The sequence below is a fragment of the Bradyrhizobium sp. 956_D2_N1_4 genome, assembly GCF_052076025.1.
GTDB lineage: Bacteria > Pseudomonadota > Alphaproteobacteria > Rhizobiales > Xanthobacteraceae > Bradyrhizobium > Bradyrhizobium barranii.
Genome location: NZ_CP197237.1, coordinates 7,951,521 through 7,969,536, shown reverse-complemented (window position 1 = coordinate 7,969,536; position 18,016 = coordinate 7,951,521). Strand labels below are relative to the sequence as shown.

General features: G+C 65.1%; 13 protein-coding genes. 12 read left to right on the top strand and 1 reads right to left on the bottom strand.

The genetic code is table 11. The features are described from left to right. Nucleotides 1-48 precede the first annotated feature (48 nt). Complete coding sequence (locus AB7535_RS37620; RefSeq protein WP_014491084.1) at nt 49-1,284, top strand: LLM class flavin-dependent oxidoreductase; 1,236 nt, start codon at nt 49-51, stop codon at nt 1,282-1,284. A 138-nt stretch (nt 1,285-1,422) separates the two neighbouring features. After that, nucleotides 1,423-2,796, top strand: a complete 1,374-nt coding sequence (locus tag AB7535_RS37615) for a cytochrome P450 (protein ID WP_085404075.1) — start codon at nt 1,423-1,425, stop codon at nt 2,794-2,796. Between the two features lie 117 nt (nt 2,797-2,913). Here the strand turns inward: AB7535_RS37615 and AB7535_RS37610 are convergent, their stop codons facing one another. Beyond that, nucleotides 2,914-3,753: an SDR family NAD(P)-dependent oxidoreductase gene (locus AB7535_RS37610; protein WP_283017874.1), complete on the bottom strand. Its 840-nt coding sequence runs from the start codon at nt 3,751-3,753 to the stop codon at nt 2,914-2,916. Nucleotides 3,754-3,932: 179 nt separating this feature from the next. Here AB7535_RS37610 and AB7535_RS37605 point away from each other — a divergent pair, with 179 nt between their 5' ends. The 10 genes from AB7535_RS37605 (at nt 3,933) to AB7535_RS37560 (ending at nt 17,949) form a co-directional block, all read left to right on the top strand. Then, a complete protein-coding gene (locus AB7535_RS37605; protein WP_085404077.1) occupies nt 3,933-4,898 on the top strand; it encodes a sensor histidine kinase in 966 nt (321 codons plus the stop codon). 206 nt (nt 4,899-5,104) lie between these two features. Continuing rightward, complete coding sequence (locus tag AB7535_RS37600) at nt 5,105-6,841, top strand: putative bifunctional diguanylate cyclase/phosphodiesterase (protein WP_283017875.1); 1,737 nt, start codon at nt 5,105-5,107, stop codon at nt 6,839-6,841. 154 nt (nt 6,842-6,995) lie between these two features. Next, entirely contained in the window at nt 6,996-8,435 is a 1,440-nt protein-coding gene (locus AB7535_RS37595) for a sigma-54 interaction domain-containing protein (protein WP_354113293.1), read from the top strand. A gap of 345 nt (nt 8,436-8,780) precedes the next feature. After that, a complete protein-coding gene (locus AB7535_RS37590; RefSeq protein WP_354113292.1) occupies nt 8,781-9,965 on the top strand; it encodes a substrate-binding domain-containing protein in 1,185 nt (394 codons plus the stop codon). A 63-nt stretch (nt 9,966-10,028) separates the two neighbouring features. Further along, entirely contained in the window at nt 10,029-10,793 is a 765-nt protein-coding gene (locus AB7535_RS37585) for an ABC transporter ATP-binding protein (protein ID WP_354113291.1), read from the top strand. Beyond that, a complete protein-coding gene (locus AB7535_RS37580) occupies nt 10,790-11,512 on the top strand; it encodes an ABC transporter ATP-binding protein (protein WP_212095247.1) in 723 nt (240 codons plus the stop codon). Before AB7535_RS37585 ends, AB7535_RS37580 begins: the two co-directional genes overlap by 4 nt. Next, nucleotides 11,509-12,519, top strand: a complete 1,011-nt coding sequence (locus tag AB7535_RS37575; RefSeq protein WP_212489077.1) for a branched-chain amino acid ABC transporter permease — start codon at nt 11,509-11,511, stop codon at nt 12,517-12,519. Before AB7535_RS37580 ends, AB7535_RS37575 begins: the two co-directional genes overlap by 4 nt. Further along, entirely contained in the window at nt 12,516-13,601 is a 1,086-nt protein-coding gene (locus AB7535_RS37570; protein WP_354113290.1) for a branched-chain amino acid ABC transporter permease, read from the top strand. Before AB7535_RS37575 ends, AB7535_RS37570 begins: the two co-directional genes overlap by 4 nt. A gap of 174 nt (nt 13,602-13,775) precedes the next feature. Beyond that, nucleotides 13,776-16,886, top strand: coding sequence for a bifunctional diguanylate cyclase/phosphodiesterase (locus AB7535_RS37565; protein ID WP_354113289.1), 3,111 nt, complete (start codon nt 13,776-13,778; stop codon nt 16,884-16,886). Nucleotide 16,887: 1 nt separating this feature from the next. Further along, nucleotides 16,888-17,949, top strand: a complete 1,062-nt coding sequence (locus AB7535_RS37560; protein WP_354113288.1) for a sensor domain-containing diguanylate cyclase — start codon at nt 16,888-16,890, stop codon at nt 17,947-17,949. Nucleotides 17,950-18,016: the final 67 nt, after the last annotated feature.

The window sequence follows — 18,016 nt, the reverse complement described above, 5'->3', positions numbered from 1 at the left end:
GTAGCCTCATCGCCTCAACAAACAGAAAATTCAGCCGGAGAGAACGCCATGGCGCGCCTGAAGTTCGGAGCCTTCCTTGCCCCGCATCACCCGATCGGGGAGCATCCGATGCTCCAGTTCCGGCGCGATCTCGACCTGGTCGAGCAGCTCGACGCGCTCGGCTATGACGAGTTCTGGTGCGGCGAGCATCATTCCTCCGGCTGGGAGATGATCGCCTCGCCCGAGATGTTTCTGGCCGCGGCCGGCGAGCGCACCAAGCGGATCAAGCTCGGCACCGGCGTGGTGTCGCTGCCCTATCATCATCCCTTCAACGTCGCCCAGCGCATGGTGCAGCTCGACCACATGACCGGCGGCCGCGCCATCTTCGGCTCCGGCCCCGGCGCGCTGGCGTCGGACGCGCACACGCTCGGCATCGACCCGATGACGCAGCGCGACCGCCAGGACGAGGCCATCGGCGTGATCCGCCGCCTGTTCAACGGCGAACGCGTCACCGCGAAGAGCGACTGGTTCACCATGAACGACGCCGCACTCCAGATCCTGCCCTTGCAGGAGGAGATGCCGTTCGTGGTGGCCTCGCAGATCTCGCCGTCGGGCATGACGCTCGCCGGCAAATACGGCATCGGCATCATCTCGCTGGGCTCGATGACGACGCAAGGGTTGATGTCCCTGCAACAGCAATGGCAGTTCGCCGAGGACGCCGCCAAGAAGCACGGCACCAAGGTGGATCGGGCGAACTGGCGCGTGCTGCTGACCTGGCACCTCGCCGAGACCCGCGAGCAGGCCCGCCGCGAAGCCGGCGCCGGCCTGATGCGCTGGCACAACGAATATAATGTCGGCACGCTGCAGCGGCCGGGCCTGACCGCGTTCGCCTCGCCCGACGAGGCCGTGGACAAGACCGCTTTCGTCGACGGTGCGGCCTCCGTGATCGGCACGCCCGACGACCTCGTCAAGATGATCAAGAACGTGATGCAGGTGTCGGGCGGCGTCGGCGCCGTGATCGGCTTCGTGCACGATTGGGCCAATCCCGAAAATACCCGCCGAAGCTGGGACCTGGTGGCGCGCTACGTCGTGCCGGAGATCAACGGCTATATCGACGGATTGCGGAAGTCGCAAAAGTTCGTGATTGAGAACCGCGCGATCTTCGAACGCGCCGGGCAGGCCGTGATGGCGAAGATCATGGAGAACGAAAAGGCTGCAGAGGCCTTGAAGGTGACCGGCGCCGGCCGCGTCGCCATTCCCGCCGTCAACGCCCCGGATTTGCAGAAGGAAGCGGCGAAGCGGTAGGCCCGTCGGAACTACGCCTGTAACGACGTTCACAAGAAAGACATACCGGCCTGTGCTATGCTGACCCCGGTCAGCTGGCGCGGGTCGTAGTCATCTGTGTTCGCGCGCCTGTTCGGTCGGTCAACCGGAGCAATCGTCATGTCGATGCAGAATGTCGCCCCTGCGCTTCCGTTCACCGCACCCAGGCGCAACGAGCTGACGCACATCCCCGGCGACGAGGGCTGGCCGATCATCGGCAAGACCTTTCAGGTGCTCGCCGACCCCAAGGGACATATCGAGGCGAACGGCGCCAAATACGGCCCGGTCTACCGCACCCATATTTTCGGCGAGACCAATGTCGTGCTGCTCGGCCCCGAGGCCAACGAGCTCGTGCTGTTCGACCAGCAAAAGCTGTTCTCCTCGACGCATGGCTGGAACAAGGTGCTGGGCCTGTTGTTTCCGCGCGGCCTGATGCTGCTCGATTTCGACGAGCACCGGCTGCATCGCAAGGCGCTGTCGGTCGCGTTCAAGTCGGGGCCGATGAAGTCGTACCTGAGCGATCTCGACCACGGCATCGCCGCGCGCGTCGCGCAGTGGAAGGCGAAGCCCGGCGAGATGAAGCTCTATCCGGCGATGAAGCAGCTCACGCTCGACCTCGCGGCGGCGTCGTTCCTCGGCGCCGATATCGGGCCGGAGGTCGACGAGATCAACCGCGCGTTTGTCGACATGGTCGCGGCCGCCGTCGCCCCGATCCGCCGGCCGCTGCCGGGCACGCAGATGGCGGCTGGCGTGAAGGGACGCAAACGCATCGTCGCCTATTTCCGCGAGCAGATCCCGCTCCGCCGCGGCAATCACGGCGGCGACGATCTGTTCTCGCAGCTCTGCCGCGCCACCCACGAGGATGGCGCCCTGCTCTCCGAGCAGGACATCATCGACCATATGAGCTTCCTGATGATGGCGGCGCACGACACGCTGACCTCGTCGCTGACCTCCTTCATCGGCGAGCTCGCCGCCAATCCGGACTGGCAGGATAGATTGCGCGCGGAGGTTCTTGCGCTGGGGCTCGCACCGGGTTCGCCGAGCAGCTTCGACGACCTCGAAAAAATGCCGCTGTCGGAGATGGCGTTCAAGGAGGCCCTGCGGATCAAGCCGCCGGTGCCGTCGATGCCGCGCCGCGCGATGCGCGATTTCACCTTCAAGGGCTTTACGATTCCGGCCGGCACCGCCGTCGGCGTCAATCCGCTCTACACCCACCACATGAAGGACATCTGGCCGGAGCCGGATCGCTTCGATCCATTGCGCTTCACCGAGGAAGCCCAGCGCAACCGACATCGCTTCGCCTGGGTGCCGTTCGGCGGCGGCGCGCATATGTGTCTCGGCCTGCACTTCGCCTACATGCAGGCGAAGTGTTTTGCCCGGCACTTCTTGCAGAACCTCGAAGTATCGCTGGAGCCGGGCTACAAGCCGGACTGGCAGATGTGGCCGATCCCGAAGCCGCGGGATGGCTTGAGGGTGCGGGTGAAGGCGGTTTAGGCGCCGCTCTCGTAGGGTGGGCAAAGGCGCGTAGCGCCGTGCCCTCGATTTGCCGCGATGGAAAGAATTGGTGGGCACGCTTCGCTTTGCCCACCCTACGGCACCGCCGCCTATCCGCTACGCCCCCTGATCGAACGCCTTGCGCATGGCGACGTAACCCTGCTGCTGCTGGCTCCAGTTGCGGCCGCCGGTGACGGCGCCGTCGACGACGAGATCGTGTCCGTTGACGAAGCTGGATTCGTCGCTCGCCAGAAACACCGCGGCCTGCGCGATGTCATCAGGGAGGCCCGCGCGCGGGATCGGCTGTGCGGTCTTGAAGACTTCGCGCATCACGGCCGGCGTCGCCTCCGCCGCATCGGTCGCGAGCCCCAGCGCCTTGCCGAAAATGCCGGTCGCGATCGCACCGGGCGAGATCGAGTTGACGCGCACGTTGGACTCGCCGAGCTCCATCGCCACGCATTTGGTGAGATGGATCACCGCCGCCTTGGCCGCGCCATAGACGACCGAGGAGGAAAAGCCGGCGAGTCGGCCTGCGATGCTGCCATTGTTGATGATGCTACCAGACCCCTGCTTCTTCATGACGGGCGCGGCATGCTTCATGCCGAGCATGACGCTGCGCACCAGGGTCGCCATCGCCGCGTCGAACCGCTCGACATCGAGGCCTTCGATGCCCCCGGTCTGCGCCGGGCCGCCGGCATTGTTGAACAGGCAGTCGATCCGGCCGAACTTCTCGACCGCGAGCGCGATCAGCGCCTGCATCTGCGCTTCGACCGTCACGTCGGTCTGGCGAAAGATGCAATCGGCCCCGAGCTGCTTCGCCAGCGCCTCGCCTTCCGGTATGCGCCGCCCCGCGATCACAATTTTGGCACCTTCGGCAACGAAGACTTCCGCGGTACGCAGGCCGATCCCGCTCGTCGCGCCCGTAATCACCGCAACCTTGCCATCCAACCTACCCATGGAATGTTCCTGTTTTCGAATGATTTGATGTCAAATGGCGGACGCCGATCGATCTCGGCGCCGCGACAGTCACTATTCCTGCCGGTCTGCGACAAGGCAAGCTTTGCTTGTGCATGCGACATGCGTAACATTCCCGCTCCTTTCTCGATTTACGCGCGCATAGCGCAACCGGGCCGGGCATGGAGAAGCTGATCGACGAATTCCGCAAGGGCTGGCAGGGCGTGGCAGCGCCATCGCTCGCTCTGAGCCTCGGCTTCGCGGTCGCCTGCCTGCTGGTTGCGACGGTGGCGCGCTGGGGTCTCGCGCATGTGCGGCCCGACGTGTACTTCACCCCGTACTTTCCGGCCGTGTTCTTTGCCGCCGCATTCGGCGGCTTGCGGATCGGCATCATCACCGCGCTGGTCGGCGGCGTGCTCGGCGTCGTCGTCAATTTCAGCGACGCTCTTGCCGATCGCTCCAGGTTCACCTTGCTGACCCTTTATTGGGGCGTCTCCGCCCTCACGATCTGGGGCGTCGAGCATTATCGCGGGATGCTGGCGGAACAGCGCCGGATTTCCAAACGGCTGATCGAGGAAGAAGAATACCGCAAGCTGCTGGTCGACGAGCTGCAGCATCGGCTGAAGAACAAGCTGTCGACCGCGCACGCCGTGCTGCACCAGGTGCTGCACGACCAGCCGCAGGTCTGGGCCCGGATCGATCCGCGGCTACGGTCGCTGGCTGCAACCGACGATCTGATCTCGCGGATCGACAAGGGCGGCTGCGATATCCGCGATCTCCTGATCGCAGAGCTCGGACCTTACGGCCATGTCCGCTTCACGCTCAACGGCGACCGGCTGTTCCTGCCGCCGAAGCTCGCGGTCACGCTGTCGCTGATGTTTCACGAACTCGCCACCAACGCGGGCAAATATGGCGCGTTCTCCGCGCCGCGCGGATTATTGCAGGTCTCGTGGACCGTCAGCGGCGACCGTCTGACCGTCACCTGGGACGAAACCGAGGGCCCGAGCATCGACAAGGTCTCCGAGCCCGGCTTCGGCACCAAGCTGCTGAAGTCGGCGCTGTCGGCTTTCGACGGCAAGTCCGAGGTCTCGTATCTCAAGACCGGCCTGCATTGCATCATGCAATGCCGCATCCCGCAGAACGGTTAGACGCGGCACGAGCGCAAGAGACGCGCGCCCCGCTCGCAGTTTCGTTGCGCGCGTTGACGCTCCGTTAATGACGATGGGTCGGGCGCGTCGCATCGCCGCAAAACACACCCGTATTTCTCCGTACCCCTTAACCAAACCTAAGAGGGAACTGCGCAAGATCGCGTCCATTGCAAAGGCGCGTTGAAACAACAAGATTCATGACTTCTATGAACGACAACAGATATTCCGGCGCGAGTGAAGCCGAGCTCGGATTTCTCAAGGAAATCGTTAGAATGCTGCCTGCCGGTCTGACCGTGCAGGATGCGCAGGGCGAGCTTCTCCTGGTTAACGATGTCGCGGCCGCCCAGCTCGGCATGGACGGCAGCCGTCCGTCGCCCGATCCGACGCCGCGCCGGGAAGCCTGCCAGCGGGCACTGAGGTCCGGCGAGGCGGTCATCTCCGAGGAAGCGCTCCAGGACGGAGCTGCACGCCAGGTGCTGCTGACCACCCATCGCCCCGTCCGCGTTGCCGGACGCGAGTTGCTGATCTCGGCGTCCTCCGACATCACCGAACAGAAGAATTTCGAGGACCAGCTGTTCCGCTCGGCCTATTTCGACGAGTTGACCGGCCTGCCCTCGCGGCGCGTGATCGAGCATCGCGCCGGCAGCCTGCTCGCGCGCGACGGCAAAGGCGAGCGTTTCGCGCTTGCTTTTCTCGACGTCGACAATTTCAAGCACATCAACGACTATTACGGCCACGCCGTCGGCGATGCGCTGCTGGTCGAGCTGTCGAAGCGGCTCGGGCGCGACCTGCGCGATTCCGACATGCTGTCGCGCATCTCCGGCGACGAATTCCTGCTGCTGCTCTCCCCGATCCAGAGCCAGGAGGAAGTCGCCGAATTCATGCAAGCGACGCTGGAGCGGCTGACCGCACCGTTCTTCATCGACAATTCGGAGGTCTTCGCCTCCACCTCCGTCGGCGTCAGCCTCTATCCCGACCACGGCCGCAGCTTCGAGACGCTGCGCCAGAACGCCGACATCGCGATGTACCGCATCAAGAACAGCGGCAAGGGCTCGGCGGCCTTCTTCGACGCCAGCATGGAGCGCGAGGCGCTGGCGCGGATGAAGATCGAGCAGTCGCTGCGGCTCGCCATCCTCGAAAAGCGCTTCTGCTGTGCGTTCCAGTCCAAGGTCGACATCCGCACCCAGGCCGTGACCGGCATCGAGGCATTGGTGCGCCTGCGCGACGACGAGGGCGTGATCCAGGCGCCGGGCTCGTTCATCAACCTTGCCGGCGAATTGGGACTGATCGACGAGCTCACCCATCTCGTGCTCGCCGAGATCGTCAAGTCGATCGACCTGATCAACGACAGCTTCGGCGCGGAAGCGACCATCAGCATCAACGTCGCCGCCAAGCAGGCCGGCAACCCCGAATTCATGCGCAGTTTCGCGCGGGCGCTGGACGAGACCGGCTTTCCGCAGCGCTTCATGATCGAGGTGACGGAAGATGCCTTCGTCGCCAAGAATCATTTCCAGACCGAGATCCTGCCGATGTTCCGCAAGCTCGGCGTCGGCATCTCCATCGACGATTTCGGCACCGGCTATTCCTCGCTCTCGGCGCTCGCCGACATCACCGCCGACGAGATCAAGATCGACCGCTCGTTCATCACCGACATCCATAAGCGCCCGCGCAGCCAGGGCATCTTGCGCGCGATCGAATCCCTGAGCGAAGCGCTCGGCATGACCGTGATCGCCGAAGGCCTCGAATCCTACGAGGAGCTGGCCTATCTCCAGGCCGCAACCAAGATCCGCTACGCGCAAGGCTATTATTTCGCCCGGCCGATCTTCCTGGAGGAGCTCAAGCTCGCGACCCCCGCCTCCAGCGAATCCCGTCCCGGCGTGTCCAACCGCCCGACGCAGCAGAACCGGCAGGGCTATTCGCGGGCGAGCGGGTACCGGCGGTAGGGCGACAACGGCGCAACGAGTACCGCCGTCGTCCCGGGGCGCGCAAAGCGCGAGCCCGGGACGACGGCAATTGCTGAGCTGCTTACGTGCCATTTCCCCCTTTGAAATTGCTGCCCTTTTGCTAATACACAGGCGGACTTCCCTGAGGTACGCCATGCCCTCCTCCCCCGACGTCAGCGATCCCGCCTATGTCCGCGCGCGGGCGATGGTGACGCTGTTCGAGCGGCTGGAGCATCTGTGCGAGGGCGCGATCGCGATCGACCGCGGCGGACGGGTGATCTACGTCAACGAGAAATATCTGGCCTCGCTGGGCCTCAAGCACACCACCGAAGCGATCGGCCGGCCGATCGAGGAGATCATCCCGAACAGCCTGATGCGGAACGTCGCCGAGAGCGGCGAGCCGATCCTGCTCGACATCATGGAGCTCGGCGGCGAGCAGCTCGTGGTGACGCGCATGCCGATCGAGGACGAGGACCGCAACGTTATCGGCGCGATCGGGTTCGTGCTCTACGACCACCTCGAGAGCCTCAAGCCGCTGCTCGCCCGCGTCACCCAGCTCGAGAGCGATCTGCGGCTGGCGCGGCGGCAATTGTCCAACGCCCGCGCGGCGCGCTTCACCCTTGCCGATTTCGTCGGCACGACAGCGGCGATCGCGCAGGCCAAGGAGTTCGCCAAGCGCGCGGCGCGGCAGAGCGTGACCGTGCTGCTCACCGGCGAGACCGGCACCGGCAAGGAGCTGCTGGCGCAGGCGATCCACAATGCGTCCTCGCGCGCGGAAAAGCCGTTCGTCAGCGTCAATGTCGCGGCGATCCCGGAAACGCTGATCGAGTCCGAATTCTTCGGCACTGCGCCTGGCGCCTATACCGGCGCCGACCGCAGGGGACGCGAGGGCAAGTTCCGGATCGCCGATGGCGGTACGCTGTTCCTCGACGAGATCGGCGAGATGCCGCTGCAATTGCAGGCCAAGCTGTTGCGCGTGCTGCAGGAGCGCGAGATCGAGCCGCTCGGCTCGGACAAGATCAGCAAGGTCGATGTGCGCGTCATTGCCGCGACCAACGTGGATTTGCGCAAGCGCGTCAGCGACGGCGCCTTCCGCGCCGATCTCTACTACCGCCTCAACGTGCTCTCGATCGACCTGCCCCCTCTGAGAAAATGCCTCGACGACCTGCCCGACATCTGCGCGCGGCTGATCGAGGACATCAGTGCCTCCGGCGATTTCCTCAATGCCAGGATCACGCCGAGCGGATTGTCGGCGCTCGCGCGCTACGACTGGCCCGGCAACGTCCGCGAGCTCCGCAACATTCTGGAACGCGCACTGATCCTGAGCGATTCCGGGCGCCTGACCGGCGACGATTTCGTTCACATCCTGCCGGTCAGCGCGGAGGCCGGCCCTGGACCGGCGCCGCAGATGACCGGCTCGGTCGTGCCCTATGCCGAAGCCGAGGCGGAGTTCGAGAAGCAGACGCTCGAACATGCGCTCGCCGCCAGCAACGGCCAGATCTCGGAAGCCGCGCGGATGCTGCGCATCTCGCGCGCGACGTTCTACAAGAAGCTCGCCAAGTTCGGACTGGCGTCGGGATCGCCGCCTGTCTGACTTTCGAGACGGCATGTGTCCGGAGTCTCGGACTCCTGACACCGCCATATCGGCACTCGCCTGTGGCGTTCGCGCGCGATCGGCCGCATTTTCAGGCATTCCCGCGCAAAGCTCCGGATCTGGCGCAGGGCTTGCTCTGAGGCAGCCTGAGGAAACGCATGGGCTGATGTGAAGCCAGGGGATCGTTAACACGAACGCATCGCGGCCTGCGACGATCCGGCACGCGCACGTCAAGAGACTGTCACATGAGCCTCGTGCAAGCTCCGCCGGAAGGTGGAATTGCAATGTATGCACACTTGTGCAAATCGCTGTGATCAAGGCAGTTCATTCAAGGAGGAAATCATCGTGCGTCGATCGCTCATTCTCACGGCAGCCATCCTCGGCCTGGCCGCGAACACCTCCGCGCAGGCCGACGACCTCAAGGTCGCGCTGATCTACGGCAAGACCGGCCCGCTCGAAGCCTATGCCAAGCAGACCGAAACCGGCCTGCAGATGGGTTTTGAATACGCCACCAAGGGCACCATGATGCTCGACGGCCGCAAGATCGTCGTCATCACCAAGGACGACCAGGGCAAGCCCGACCTGTCGAAAGCCGCGCTCGCGGAAGCCTATCAGGACGACAAGGCCGACATCGCGATCGGCACGACCTCGTCGGCCGCGGCGCTCGCCATCCTCCCCGTCGCCGAGGAGAACAAGAAGATCCTGATCGTCGAGCCCGCCGTCGCGGACCAGATTACCGGCGAGAAGTGGAATCGCTACATCTTCCGCACCGCGCGCAACTCGTCGCAGGACGCTATCTCGAACGCGGTCGCGATCGGCAAGCAGGGCGTCACCGTGGCGACGCTGGCGCAGGACTACGCCTTCGGCCGCGACGGCGTCGCTGCCTTCAAGGAAGCACTCGCCAAGACCGGCGCGACGCTCGCCGCGGAAGAATACGCCCCGACCAACACCACCGACTTCACCGCGGTCGGCCAGCGCCTGTTCGACGCTCTGAAGGACAAGCCCGGCCGCAAGGTGATCTGGGTGATCTGGGCCGGCGCCGGCAATCCGCTGGCCAAGCTGCAGGACATGGATCCGAAGCGCTACGGCATCGAGCTCTCCACCGGCGGCAACATCCTGCCGGCGCTCGCGGCCTACAAGGGCCTGCCCGGCATGGAAGGCGCGACCTATTACTACTACGAGATCCCGAAGAACCCGGTGAACGACTGGCTGGTCGCCGAGCACCAGAAGCGCTTCAACGCGCCGCCGGACTTCTTCACCGCGGGCGGTTTCGCCGCCGCGATGTCGGTCGTCGCCGCCGTCACCAAGGCGAAGTCGACCGACACCGAGAAGCTGATCACGGCGATGGAAGGCCTGGAGTTCGACACGCCGAAGGGCAAGATGGTGTTCCGGAAAGAGGACCATCAGGCGCTGCAGAGCATGTATCACTTCAAGGTCAAGGTCGATCCGAACGTCGCCTGGGCCGTGCTCGAGCCGGTGCGCGAGCTGAAGATCGAGGACATGGACGTTCCGGTCCGCAACAAGCGCTGATATCGAATCCCCTCTCCCCGCCCGTGCGGGGAGAGGATCCTTCCCTATTCCAGAGTTATCCCGATGGCCCTGACGCTAGAGACGCGCGACCTCACCATCCGCTTCGGCGGCCATGTCGCGGTCAACGACGTCACCTGCACGTTCCGCCCCGGCGAGCTCACCGCCATCGTCGGGCCGAACGGCGCCGGCAAGACCACCTATTTCAACCTGATCTCGGGCCAGCTGCGCGCTTCACACGGCAGCATCCTGTTCGACGGCACCGACATCACCCAGCATTCCGCGCCGCTGCGCACCCGCGCGGGCCTCGGCCGCGCCTTTCAGCTCACCAACCTGTTTCCGAATCTCACCGTGGAAGAGAACGTCCGCCTCGCGGTGCAGGCGGCCAGCGGCACCCATTACGACATGCTGCGGCCCTGGATGGTCCGCCGCGACCTGATCACCCGCGCCGATGCCATCCTCGACCAGGTCGCACTCGGCAATCGCCGCGGCGTCGCCGCCACTGCGCTGTCGCATGGCGACCAGCGCAAGCTCGAGGTCGCGCTGATGATCGCGCTCGAACCCAAAGTGTTCATGTTCGACGAGCCGACCGCGGGCATGAGCATCGACGAGGTGCCGGTCGTGCTGAACCTGATCGCGCAGCTCAAGCAGGACAAGAGCAAGATCATCCTCCTCGTCGAGCACAAGATGGACGTGGTGCGCTCGCTCGCCGACCGCATCATCGTGCTGCACAATGGACAACTTGTCGCCGACGGGCCGCCGGCCGAGGTGATCGCCTCGCCGATCGTGCAGGAAGCCTATCTCGGCATTGCTCCAAAGAGTGCGGCATGACCGATCTGCTCAAACTCTCCGGCGTGCACACGCATATCGGCCGCTACCACATCCTCCAGGGCATCGACCTCGCAGTACCGCAGGGCCAGACCACCATGCTGCTCGGCCGCAACGGCGCCGGCAAGACCACGACGCTGCGCACCGTCATGGGCCTGTGGCAGGCCTCCAGCGGCGAAATCACGCTCGCAGGCGAGCGCATCGAGAGCCGCGCCACGCCCGACATCGCGCGGCTCGGCGTCGGCTACGTGCCGGAGAGCATGGCGGTGTTTTCCGACCTCACGGTGAAGGAAAACCTGGTGCTGGCGGCGCGCGACGGGCCGCTCGACGATACCCAGCTCGACTGGATCTTCGGCTTCTTCCCCGCGCTGCGCCGGTTCTGGCTGTCGCGAGCGGGAAGCCTCTCGGGCGGGCAGAAGCAGATGTTGTCGATCGCGCGCGCCATCGTCGAGCCGCGCAAGCTGCTGCTGATCGACGAGCCGACCAAGGGATTGGCGCCCGCGATCGTCATGGCCCTGATCGAATGCCTGAAGGAGATCAAGCGCAAGGGTGCGACGATCCTGCTGGTCGAACAGAATTTCTTTGCCGCCCGCGAGCTCGGCGACAACGTGCTGGTCATGGACAACGGCACCATCGTCCATCGCGGCGAGATGGCGGCGCTCGCCGCCGACGTGCCGCTGCAGGAGCGGCTGCTCGGCCTGAGCCTGGAGGCGCATCAGTGACTGAACTCGCCGCAAATGATCCGCTGCCGAAGCCGAAGCGCGATCTCGCGCCGATCCTGCTGCCGGTCGCGCTGGCGCTTGCGATGATTCCTCTGGTGGGGTCACCCAGCACCTGGCTGACGCTGACCGCCGCGAGTCTTGCCATGGGCATGATGATCTTCATCATGGCTTCGGGGCTGACGCTGGTGTTCGGCCTGATGGACGTGCTCAATTTCGGCCACGGCGCCTTCATCGCCGTCGGCGCCTATGTGGCAACCCTCGTGCTGGCGCCGTTCGCGGCCTCGATGCAGGCGGATTCGCTGTGGATGAACCTCGCAGTGCTGGCGCCGGCGGCGCTGCTGTCGATGGCGGTATCCGGCGCGCTCGGCCTGGTCGTCGAGCGCGTGTTGATCCTGCCCGTCTATGGCCAGCATCTGAAGCAGATCCTGATGACGACCGGCGGCCTGATCGTCGCCGAGCAGACGCTCTATGCGCTGTGGGGACCGCAGATCATCCCGATGCCGCTGCCGACATCGCTGCGGGGCTCCTTCATCCTCGGCGACGTCGCGATCGCCAAATACCGCGTGCTGGCGATGCTGATCGGCCTCGCCGTCTTCATCGCGATCCAGCTCGTGCTCAACCGCACCAAGCTCGGCCTGCTGATCCGCGCCGGCGTCGAGAACCGCGAGATGGTCGAGGCGCTCGGCTATCGCATCCGCCGCCTGTTCCTCGGCGTGTTCATGACGGGATCGGCGCTCGCCGGCCTCGGCGGCGTGATGTGGGCGCTCTATCGCGAGCAGGTCCACGCCTCCATGAGCGACGACCTCACCGTCCTGATTTTCATCGTCGTCATCATCGGTGGCCTCGGCTCGATCGGCGGCTGCTTCATCGGCGCCATCCTGGTCGCGATGGTGGCCAATTACGGCGGCTTCCTGGTGCCGAAACTCGCCCTCGTCTCCAACATCCTGCTGATGGTCGCCATTCTGATGTGGCGGCCGCGCGGCCTCTATGCGGTGACCAGCCGATGATGCTCCTGTCAGGCGATCCGCCGAAGAGCCGCGTGCTCACGCTTCTCCTCATCGTCATCATCCTGGCGCTGGCGGCGACGCCGTTCCTGTTCCCGGGTGCCAAGGCGCTGAACGTCGCCGCCAAGATCTGCGTCTTCGCCGCGCTCGTCGCCTCTTACGACCTCCTGCTCGGCTATACCGGCTCGGTGTCGTTCGCCCACACCATGTTCTATGGCATCGGCAGCTACGCGATCGCGATCGCGCTGTACGGCATGGGCCCGAACTGGGCCGCGGTCGCGACCGGCATCGTCGTCGGCCTGCCGCTCGCGGCGCTGCTCGCGCTCGCGATCGGCCTGTTCTCGCTGCGGGTTGCCGCGATCTTCTTTGCCATGATCACGCTCGCGGTCGCCTCCGCCTTCCAGGTGCTGGCCTCGCAGCTCTCCTGGCTGACCGGCGGCGAGGACGGGCGCAGCTTCCAGCTGCCGGAGTTGCTGCGGCCCGGCACGGTGCTGATCTCCAAGAACCTGTTCGGATTCGAGATCAACGGCCGCATCCTCACCTTCTACCTGGTGTTCACCGTCTCGGCCCTGATGATCCTCGCTTTGTTGCGTGTCGTGAACTCGCCGTTCGGACGCGTGCTCCAGGCGATCCGCGAGAACCGCTTTCGCGCCGAGGCGCTCGGCTTTCGCACCGTCTTCCACCTGACCTACGCCAACTGCCTCGCCGCGCTGGTCGCCGCCAGCGCCGGCATTTTGAACGCGCTGTGGCTGCGCTATGCCGGTCCCGACACCTCGCTCAGCTTCTCGATCATGCTGGACATTCTGTTGATGGTGGTGATCGGCGGCATGGGCACGATCTACGGCGCGATCATCGGCGCCACCATCTTCATCCTCGCCCAGAACTATCTGCAGTCGCTGATGGGCGTCGCCTCCAAGGCGGCGAGCGAAGCCGGCCTGCCGCTGCTGCCGGGGCTGTTGCATCCCGACCGCTGGCTGCTGTGGCTCGGGCTGCTGTTCATCGCCAGCGTCTACTTCTTCCCGACCGGCGTCGTCGGACGTCTGCGCAATGCCGGCCGCGACAAGAGCGCGGGCGCTTCGCATTAAGCTGCGGTTAATGATGCAGCGCAACGGTTGTGATGGGCACGACACAACCGCGACGTGATTCCCGCCCCACTGCATACGGGCGCGACTGCACAACCCGATTAATGCTTAGGTAACTGGCTTTCCTAAGGTTTGCGCCATTTGTGCGGTGTATTCCTGTCCTTCCAGGGAGGGGGAATGCGTCAGGTCTTTTCCACGGTGACAGCCGGAATGTCATCAGCCGCGACCAACGGCTGGGCGGCCTTGGCGCGGCGTGGTCCTGTCCTCTGGCTGACCCTGTGCGGCGTGTTGCTGGTCGCCGGGATCTTTGCCGTGACCGCCATGGCCGTCGGCGAATTCCGCGAGCGCACCCTGGCCAACCGCGAGCGCGAGCTGGAAAACACGGTGCAGCTGATCGCACGGCACTTCGATCAGCAATTCCAGGATTCCGACGTCGTCGCCGCCGACCTGATCGGGCAGATGAACCTGCCGGAGATCACCTCGCCGGCGATGTTCCGCGAGCGCATGTCCGGGCTCGCGACGAACCAGATGCTGCGGAGCAAGATCAGCTCCGTGTCCTATCTCGGCGACATCGCGATCTACGATGCCGACGGCGAGCTGATCAACTGGTCGCGGGCCCAACCGCTGCCCAAGATCAACGTCTCCTCACGCGCCTACTTCCAGAGGTTCAAATCCGATCCGATGGCCGAAACGGTCATCCTGGAATCGGTCCGCAGCTTCATCATCGATAAATGGACCACGATCGTCGCGCGGCGGCTGAGCGGCGCGGACGGCACCTTCCTCGGCGCAATGGTCCGGCGGATCGATCCGGACAGCTACTCGCAGTATTTCGCATCCGTCGTGCTTGCCGAGGGTACGGCGATCTCGCTGTTCGACCGCGAAGGCAAGATGCTGGCGCGCTATCCGCATGTTGAAGAGCTGATCGGCAGGAATTTCAAGGATGCGCCGCTGATGCGCAAGATGCTGGCCGAGGGCGGCCGGCACACGCTGCGCGTCAAGGGACCGATCGACGGCGAGGACCGCCTCGGCTCGGGGGCCTCGCTGTCGCATTTCCCGCTGGTCATCGTCGCGACCAACACCACGAGCGCCGCGCTGGCCGACTGGCGTCAGCAGACCGGCTTCATGGTCACCACGGCAACGCTTTCGGCGATCGTGATCGCATTGATCCTCTTCCTGATCATCCGCCAGATCAGCCGGCAGAACCGGGAAGCCCAGGAGCGGATCGAAGCGGAACGGCTGCGGCTCGACACCGCCCTGAACAACATGTCGCAAGGGCTGATCCTGTACGACGCCGCCGGATTTATCGTCACCTGCAATCGCCGCTACTCCGAGATGTTCGGCCTGTCCGACGACATCATCAAGCCCGGCTGTCACATCCGCGAGGCGATGCAGCATCGCAAGGAGCGTGGCACGTTCGGCGGCGACGTCGAGACGTTTTGCACCGATGTGATGCGGGTCGTCGCCGAGGGCAAGGTCTCCAGCAGGATCCACGAACTGCCCAACGGCCGCGCCTTCCAGGTCATCAACACCCCGCTGGCGCAGGGCGGATGGGTCGCCACGATCGAGGAAATCACCGAGCGGCGCAATCTGGAGCAGGAGCGCGACCGCAACTACATGTTCCTGCGCGAGATCATCGATCACATCCCCTCGCAGATCACGGTGAAAGATGCCCTGACGCGGCAATATCTGCTGGTCAACCGGACCGCCGAGGAGCAGTTCGGCCAGTCGGGTGACGTCATCGTCGGCAAGACTCCTTTCGACATGTATCCGGAGGCCGCCGCCAGGATCGTCAACGACGACGACAGCAAGGCGCTGCAGGCGCCCGGGGGATTGTTCAAGGACGAGCACGCCTGGCAGAGCCAGACCAAGGGACCGCGCTACATCACCTCGACCCGGATCGGTATTCGCGACAAGTCCGGCGAGCCGCGCTACCTCATCAGCGTCGTCGAGGATGTCACCGAGCGGCGGCGCGCCCACGACAAGATCGCGCATATGGCGCATTACGATGCGCTGACCGACCTGCCGAACCGCACGCTGTTCCGCGAACAGATCGAACGCGAGCTGGCGAAGGTCGCCGGCGGCGAGCAGTTCGCGCTGCTCTATATCGACGTCGACGAATTCAAGGGCATCAACGATTCGCTCGGCCATCACGTCGGCGACGAGCTGCTGAAGGCGATCGCGACCCGGCTGCGCGGCTGCCTCAAGAAGAGCGACCTGATCGCGCGGCTCGGCGGCGACGAATTCGCGGTGATCCAGACCAGAATCCAGTCCTCTGCGGACGTACTGTCGTTCGTGACGCGGATCTACGAGGCGATCCGCCAGCCCTATCACTGCCTCGGCCATCAGCTCTCCACCGACGCCAGCATCGGCATCGCGCTGGCGCCGCAGGACGGGACCGATCTCGACCAGCTCATCAAACACGCCGATCTTGCGATGTACGGCGCCAAGGCCGAAGGACGCCGCACCCATCGCTTCTTCGAGCCGGAGATGGACGCGAGCGCCAAGGCGCGCCTGACCATGGAGCAGGATCTGCGCCAGGCGCTGGTGAATGGCGGCTTCGAGATCCACTACCAGCCGCTGGTCGACCTGCGCACCAACGACGTGTCGGGCTGCGAGGCGCTGCTGCGCTGGCGGCATCCCGAACGCGGCTGGGTGTCACCGGCGGAGTTCATTCCGATCGCCGAGGATACCGGCCTGATCAACGAGCTCGGCGACTGGGTGCTGCGCATGGCCTGCAACGAGGCCGCGACCTGGCCGGCGCATGTGCGGATTGCGGTCAACGTCTCGCCGGTGCAGCTCAAATGCGACACGCTGGCGCTGCGGATTGCCGGCGCACTCGCCGCCTCCGGGCTCTCTCCCTCCCGGCTCGAGCTCGAAATCACCGAGGCCGTGCTGATCCGCGACGACGAGGCCGCGCTCTCGATACTGCACCAGCTCCGGTCCATCGGCGTGCGCATCGCGCTCGACGATTTCGGCACCGGCTATTCCTCGCTGAGCTATCTGAAGCGCTTCCCGTTCGACAAGATCAAGATCGACCGCTGCTTCGTCGCCGACATCGCGGAGACCAGTGGCGCGCCCGTGATCGTGCAGGCGGTGGTGAACATCGCCGCGGCGAGCCACATGACCACCGTCGCCGAGGGCGTCGAGACCGAGGCGCAGCGCGAGATGCTGCGCGCGCTCGGCTGCACGGAGATGCAGGGTTATCTGTTCAGCAAACCGAAGCCGGCCGCCGAGGTGCGAAAGCTGTTCGGTCCGAACGATGCCACGCCGGTGGCGGCGGTGGCCTGAGATGGCGAAGCCGAGGAAAACGTCAGCGAAAGGCGTCGACGTCGCGGATTCCTATGCCGTGCGGCTGATGCAGCATCTGGTGGTGCCGACCTTCGTGATCGACCCCAAGCGCCGCGTCGTGATCTGGAACAGAGCCTGCGAGCGGCTGACCGGCGTCCCCGCCGCGGAGGTGATCGGCACGACGAAACACTGGCAGGCCTTCTACGAGACCCGGCGCCCCTGCCTCGCCGACCTGGTCGCGCTCGATCGTCCCGAGCAGCTGCCGGAGTTTTATTCGGAATATGCCGCACGCGGCCACAACGGGCTCGGCTTTTCCGCGGAGAACTGGTGCGTGATGCCCAAGCTCGGCAGCCAGCTCTATCTCGCGATCGACGCCGGTCCTATCCACGACGAGGCCGGCCAGCTGATCGCCGTGGTGGAGACGCTGCGCGACCTCACCGATCAGAAGCGCGCCGAGATGGCGCTGAAGGAGCTCGCCACCAAGGACGGGCTGACCGGCCTGTCGAACCGGCGCGCCTTCGACCAGATGCTGATGAGCGAATGGGCCCGCGCCCAGCGGACGCAGAAGCCGATGGCGCTGCTGTTCGTCGACGTCGATCATTTCAAGCTGTTCAACGACCGGCACGGCCACCAGAGCGGCGACGAATGCCTGCGTGCGGTCGCTGATGTCGTCAGCCGCCATGCCGTGCGCCCGCTCGACCTCGCCAGCCGCTATGGCGGGGAAGAGTTCGCGCTGATCCTGCCCGACATGGAGTGCGATGCCGCCTGCGCCATCGCCGAGGAGATCCGCGGTGCCGTCATGGCCTTGCGGATCGCTCATGGAGCTGTTGGAGCCGGCGACCACCTCACCCTCAGCGTCGGCGTCGCCAGTTATATTCCCACTGAGGCCGACGGCAGCCCCGACCGGCTGCTGGGTGCGGCCGACGAGGCGCTCTATGCGGCAAAACGGCTCGGCCGCAACCGCGTCATCTGCTCCGAACGCCTGCTTGCCGAGTTCGCGCGCGCCGATCGCGGCTCGCCCGGGATTCAAGTCGCCGCCAATCGCCGGTCCAGCCGCGGCTGACGTTCATCCCACCGAAGGTTCTATTGCGTTCGGCCTCACCAACAGGTGATGTTGCGCCGGAACAACA

Bases quoted from the DNA above. Each gene is read 5' to 3' on its own strand.
- AB7535_RS37620 (WP_014491084.1), top strand. From the start codon at position 49: ATGGCGCGCCTGAAGTTCGGAGCCTTCCTTGCCCCGCATCACCCGATC.
- AB7535_RS37615 (WP_085404075.1), top strand. From the start codon at position 1,423: ATGTCGATGCAGAATGTCGCCCCTGCGCTTCCGTTCACCGCACCCAGG.
- AB7535_RS37610 (WP_283017874.1), bottom strand. From the start codon at position 3,753: ATGGGTAGGTTGGATGGCAAGGTTGCGGTGATTACGGGCGCGACGAGC.
- AB7535_RS37605 (WP_085404077.1), top strand. From the start codon at position 3,933: ATGGAGAAGCTGATCGACGAATTCCGCAAGGGCTGGCAGGGCGTGGCA.
- AB7535_RS37600 (WP_283017875.1), top strand. From the start codon at position 5,105: ATGAACGACAACAGATATTCCGGCGCGAGTGAAGCCGAGCTCGGATTT.
- AB7535_RS37595 (WP_354113293.1), top strand. From the start codon at position 6,996: ATGCCCTCCTCCCCCGACGTCAGCGATCCCGCCTATGTCCGCGCGCGG.
- AB7535_RS37585 (WP_354113291.1), top strand. From the start codon at position 10,029: ATGGCCCTGACGCTAGAGACGCGCGACCTCACCATCCGCTTCGGCGGC.
- AB7535_RS37580 (WP_212095247.1), top strand. From the start codon at position 10,790: ATGACCGATCTGCTCAAACTCTCCGGCGTGCACACGCATATCGGCCGC.
- AB7535_RS37570 (WP_354113290.1), top strand. From the start codon at position 12,516: ATGATGCTCCTGTCAGGCGATCCGCCGAAGAGCCGCGTGCTCACGCTT.
- AB7535_RS37565 (WP_354113289.1), top strand. From the start codon at position 13,776: ATGCGTCAGGTCTTTTCCACGGTGACAGCCGGAATGTCATCAGCCGCG.
- AB7535_RS37560 (WP_354113288.1), top strand. From the start codon at position 16,888: ATGGCGAAGCCGAGGAAAACGTCAGCGAAAGGCGTCGACGTCGCGGAT.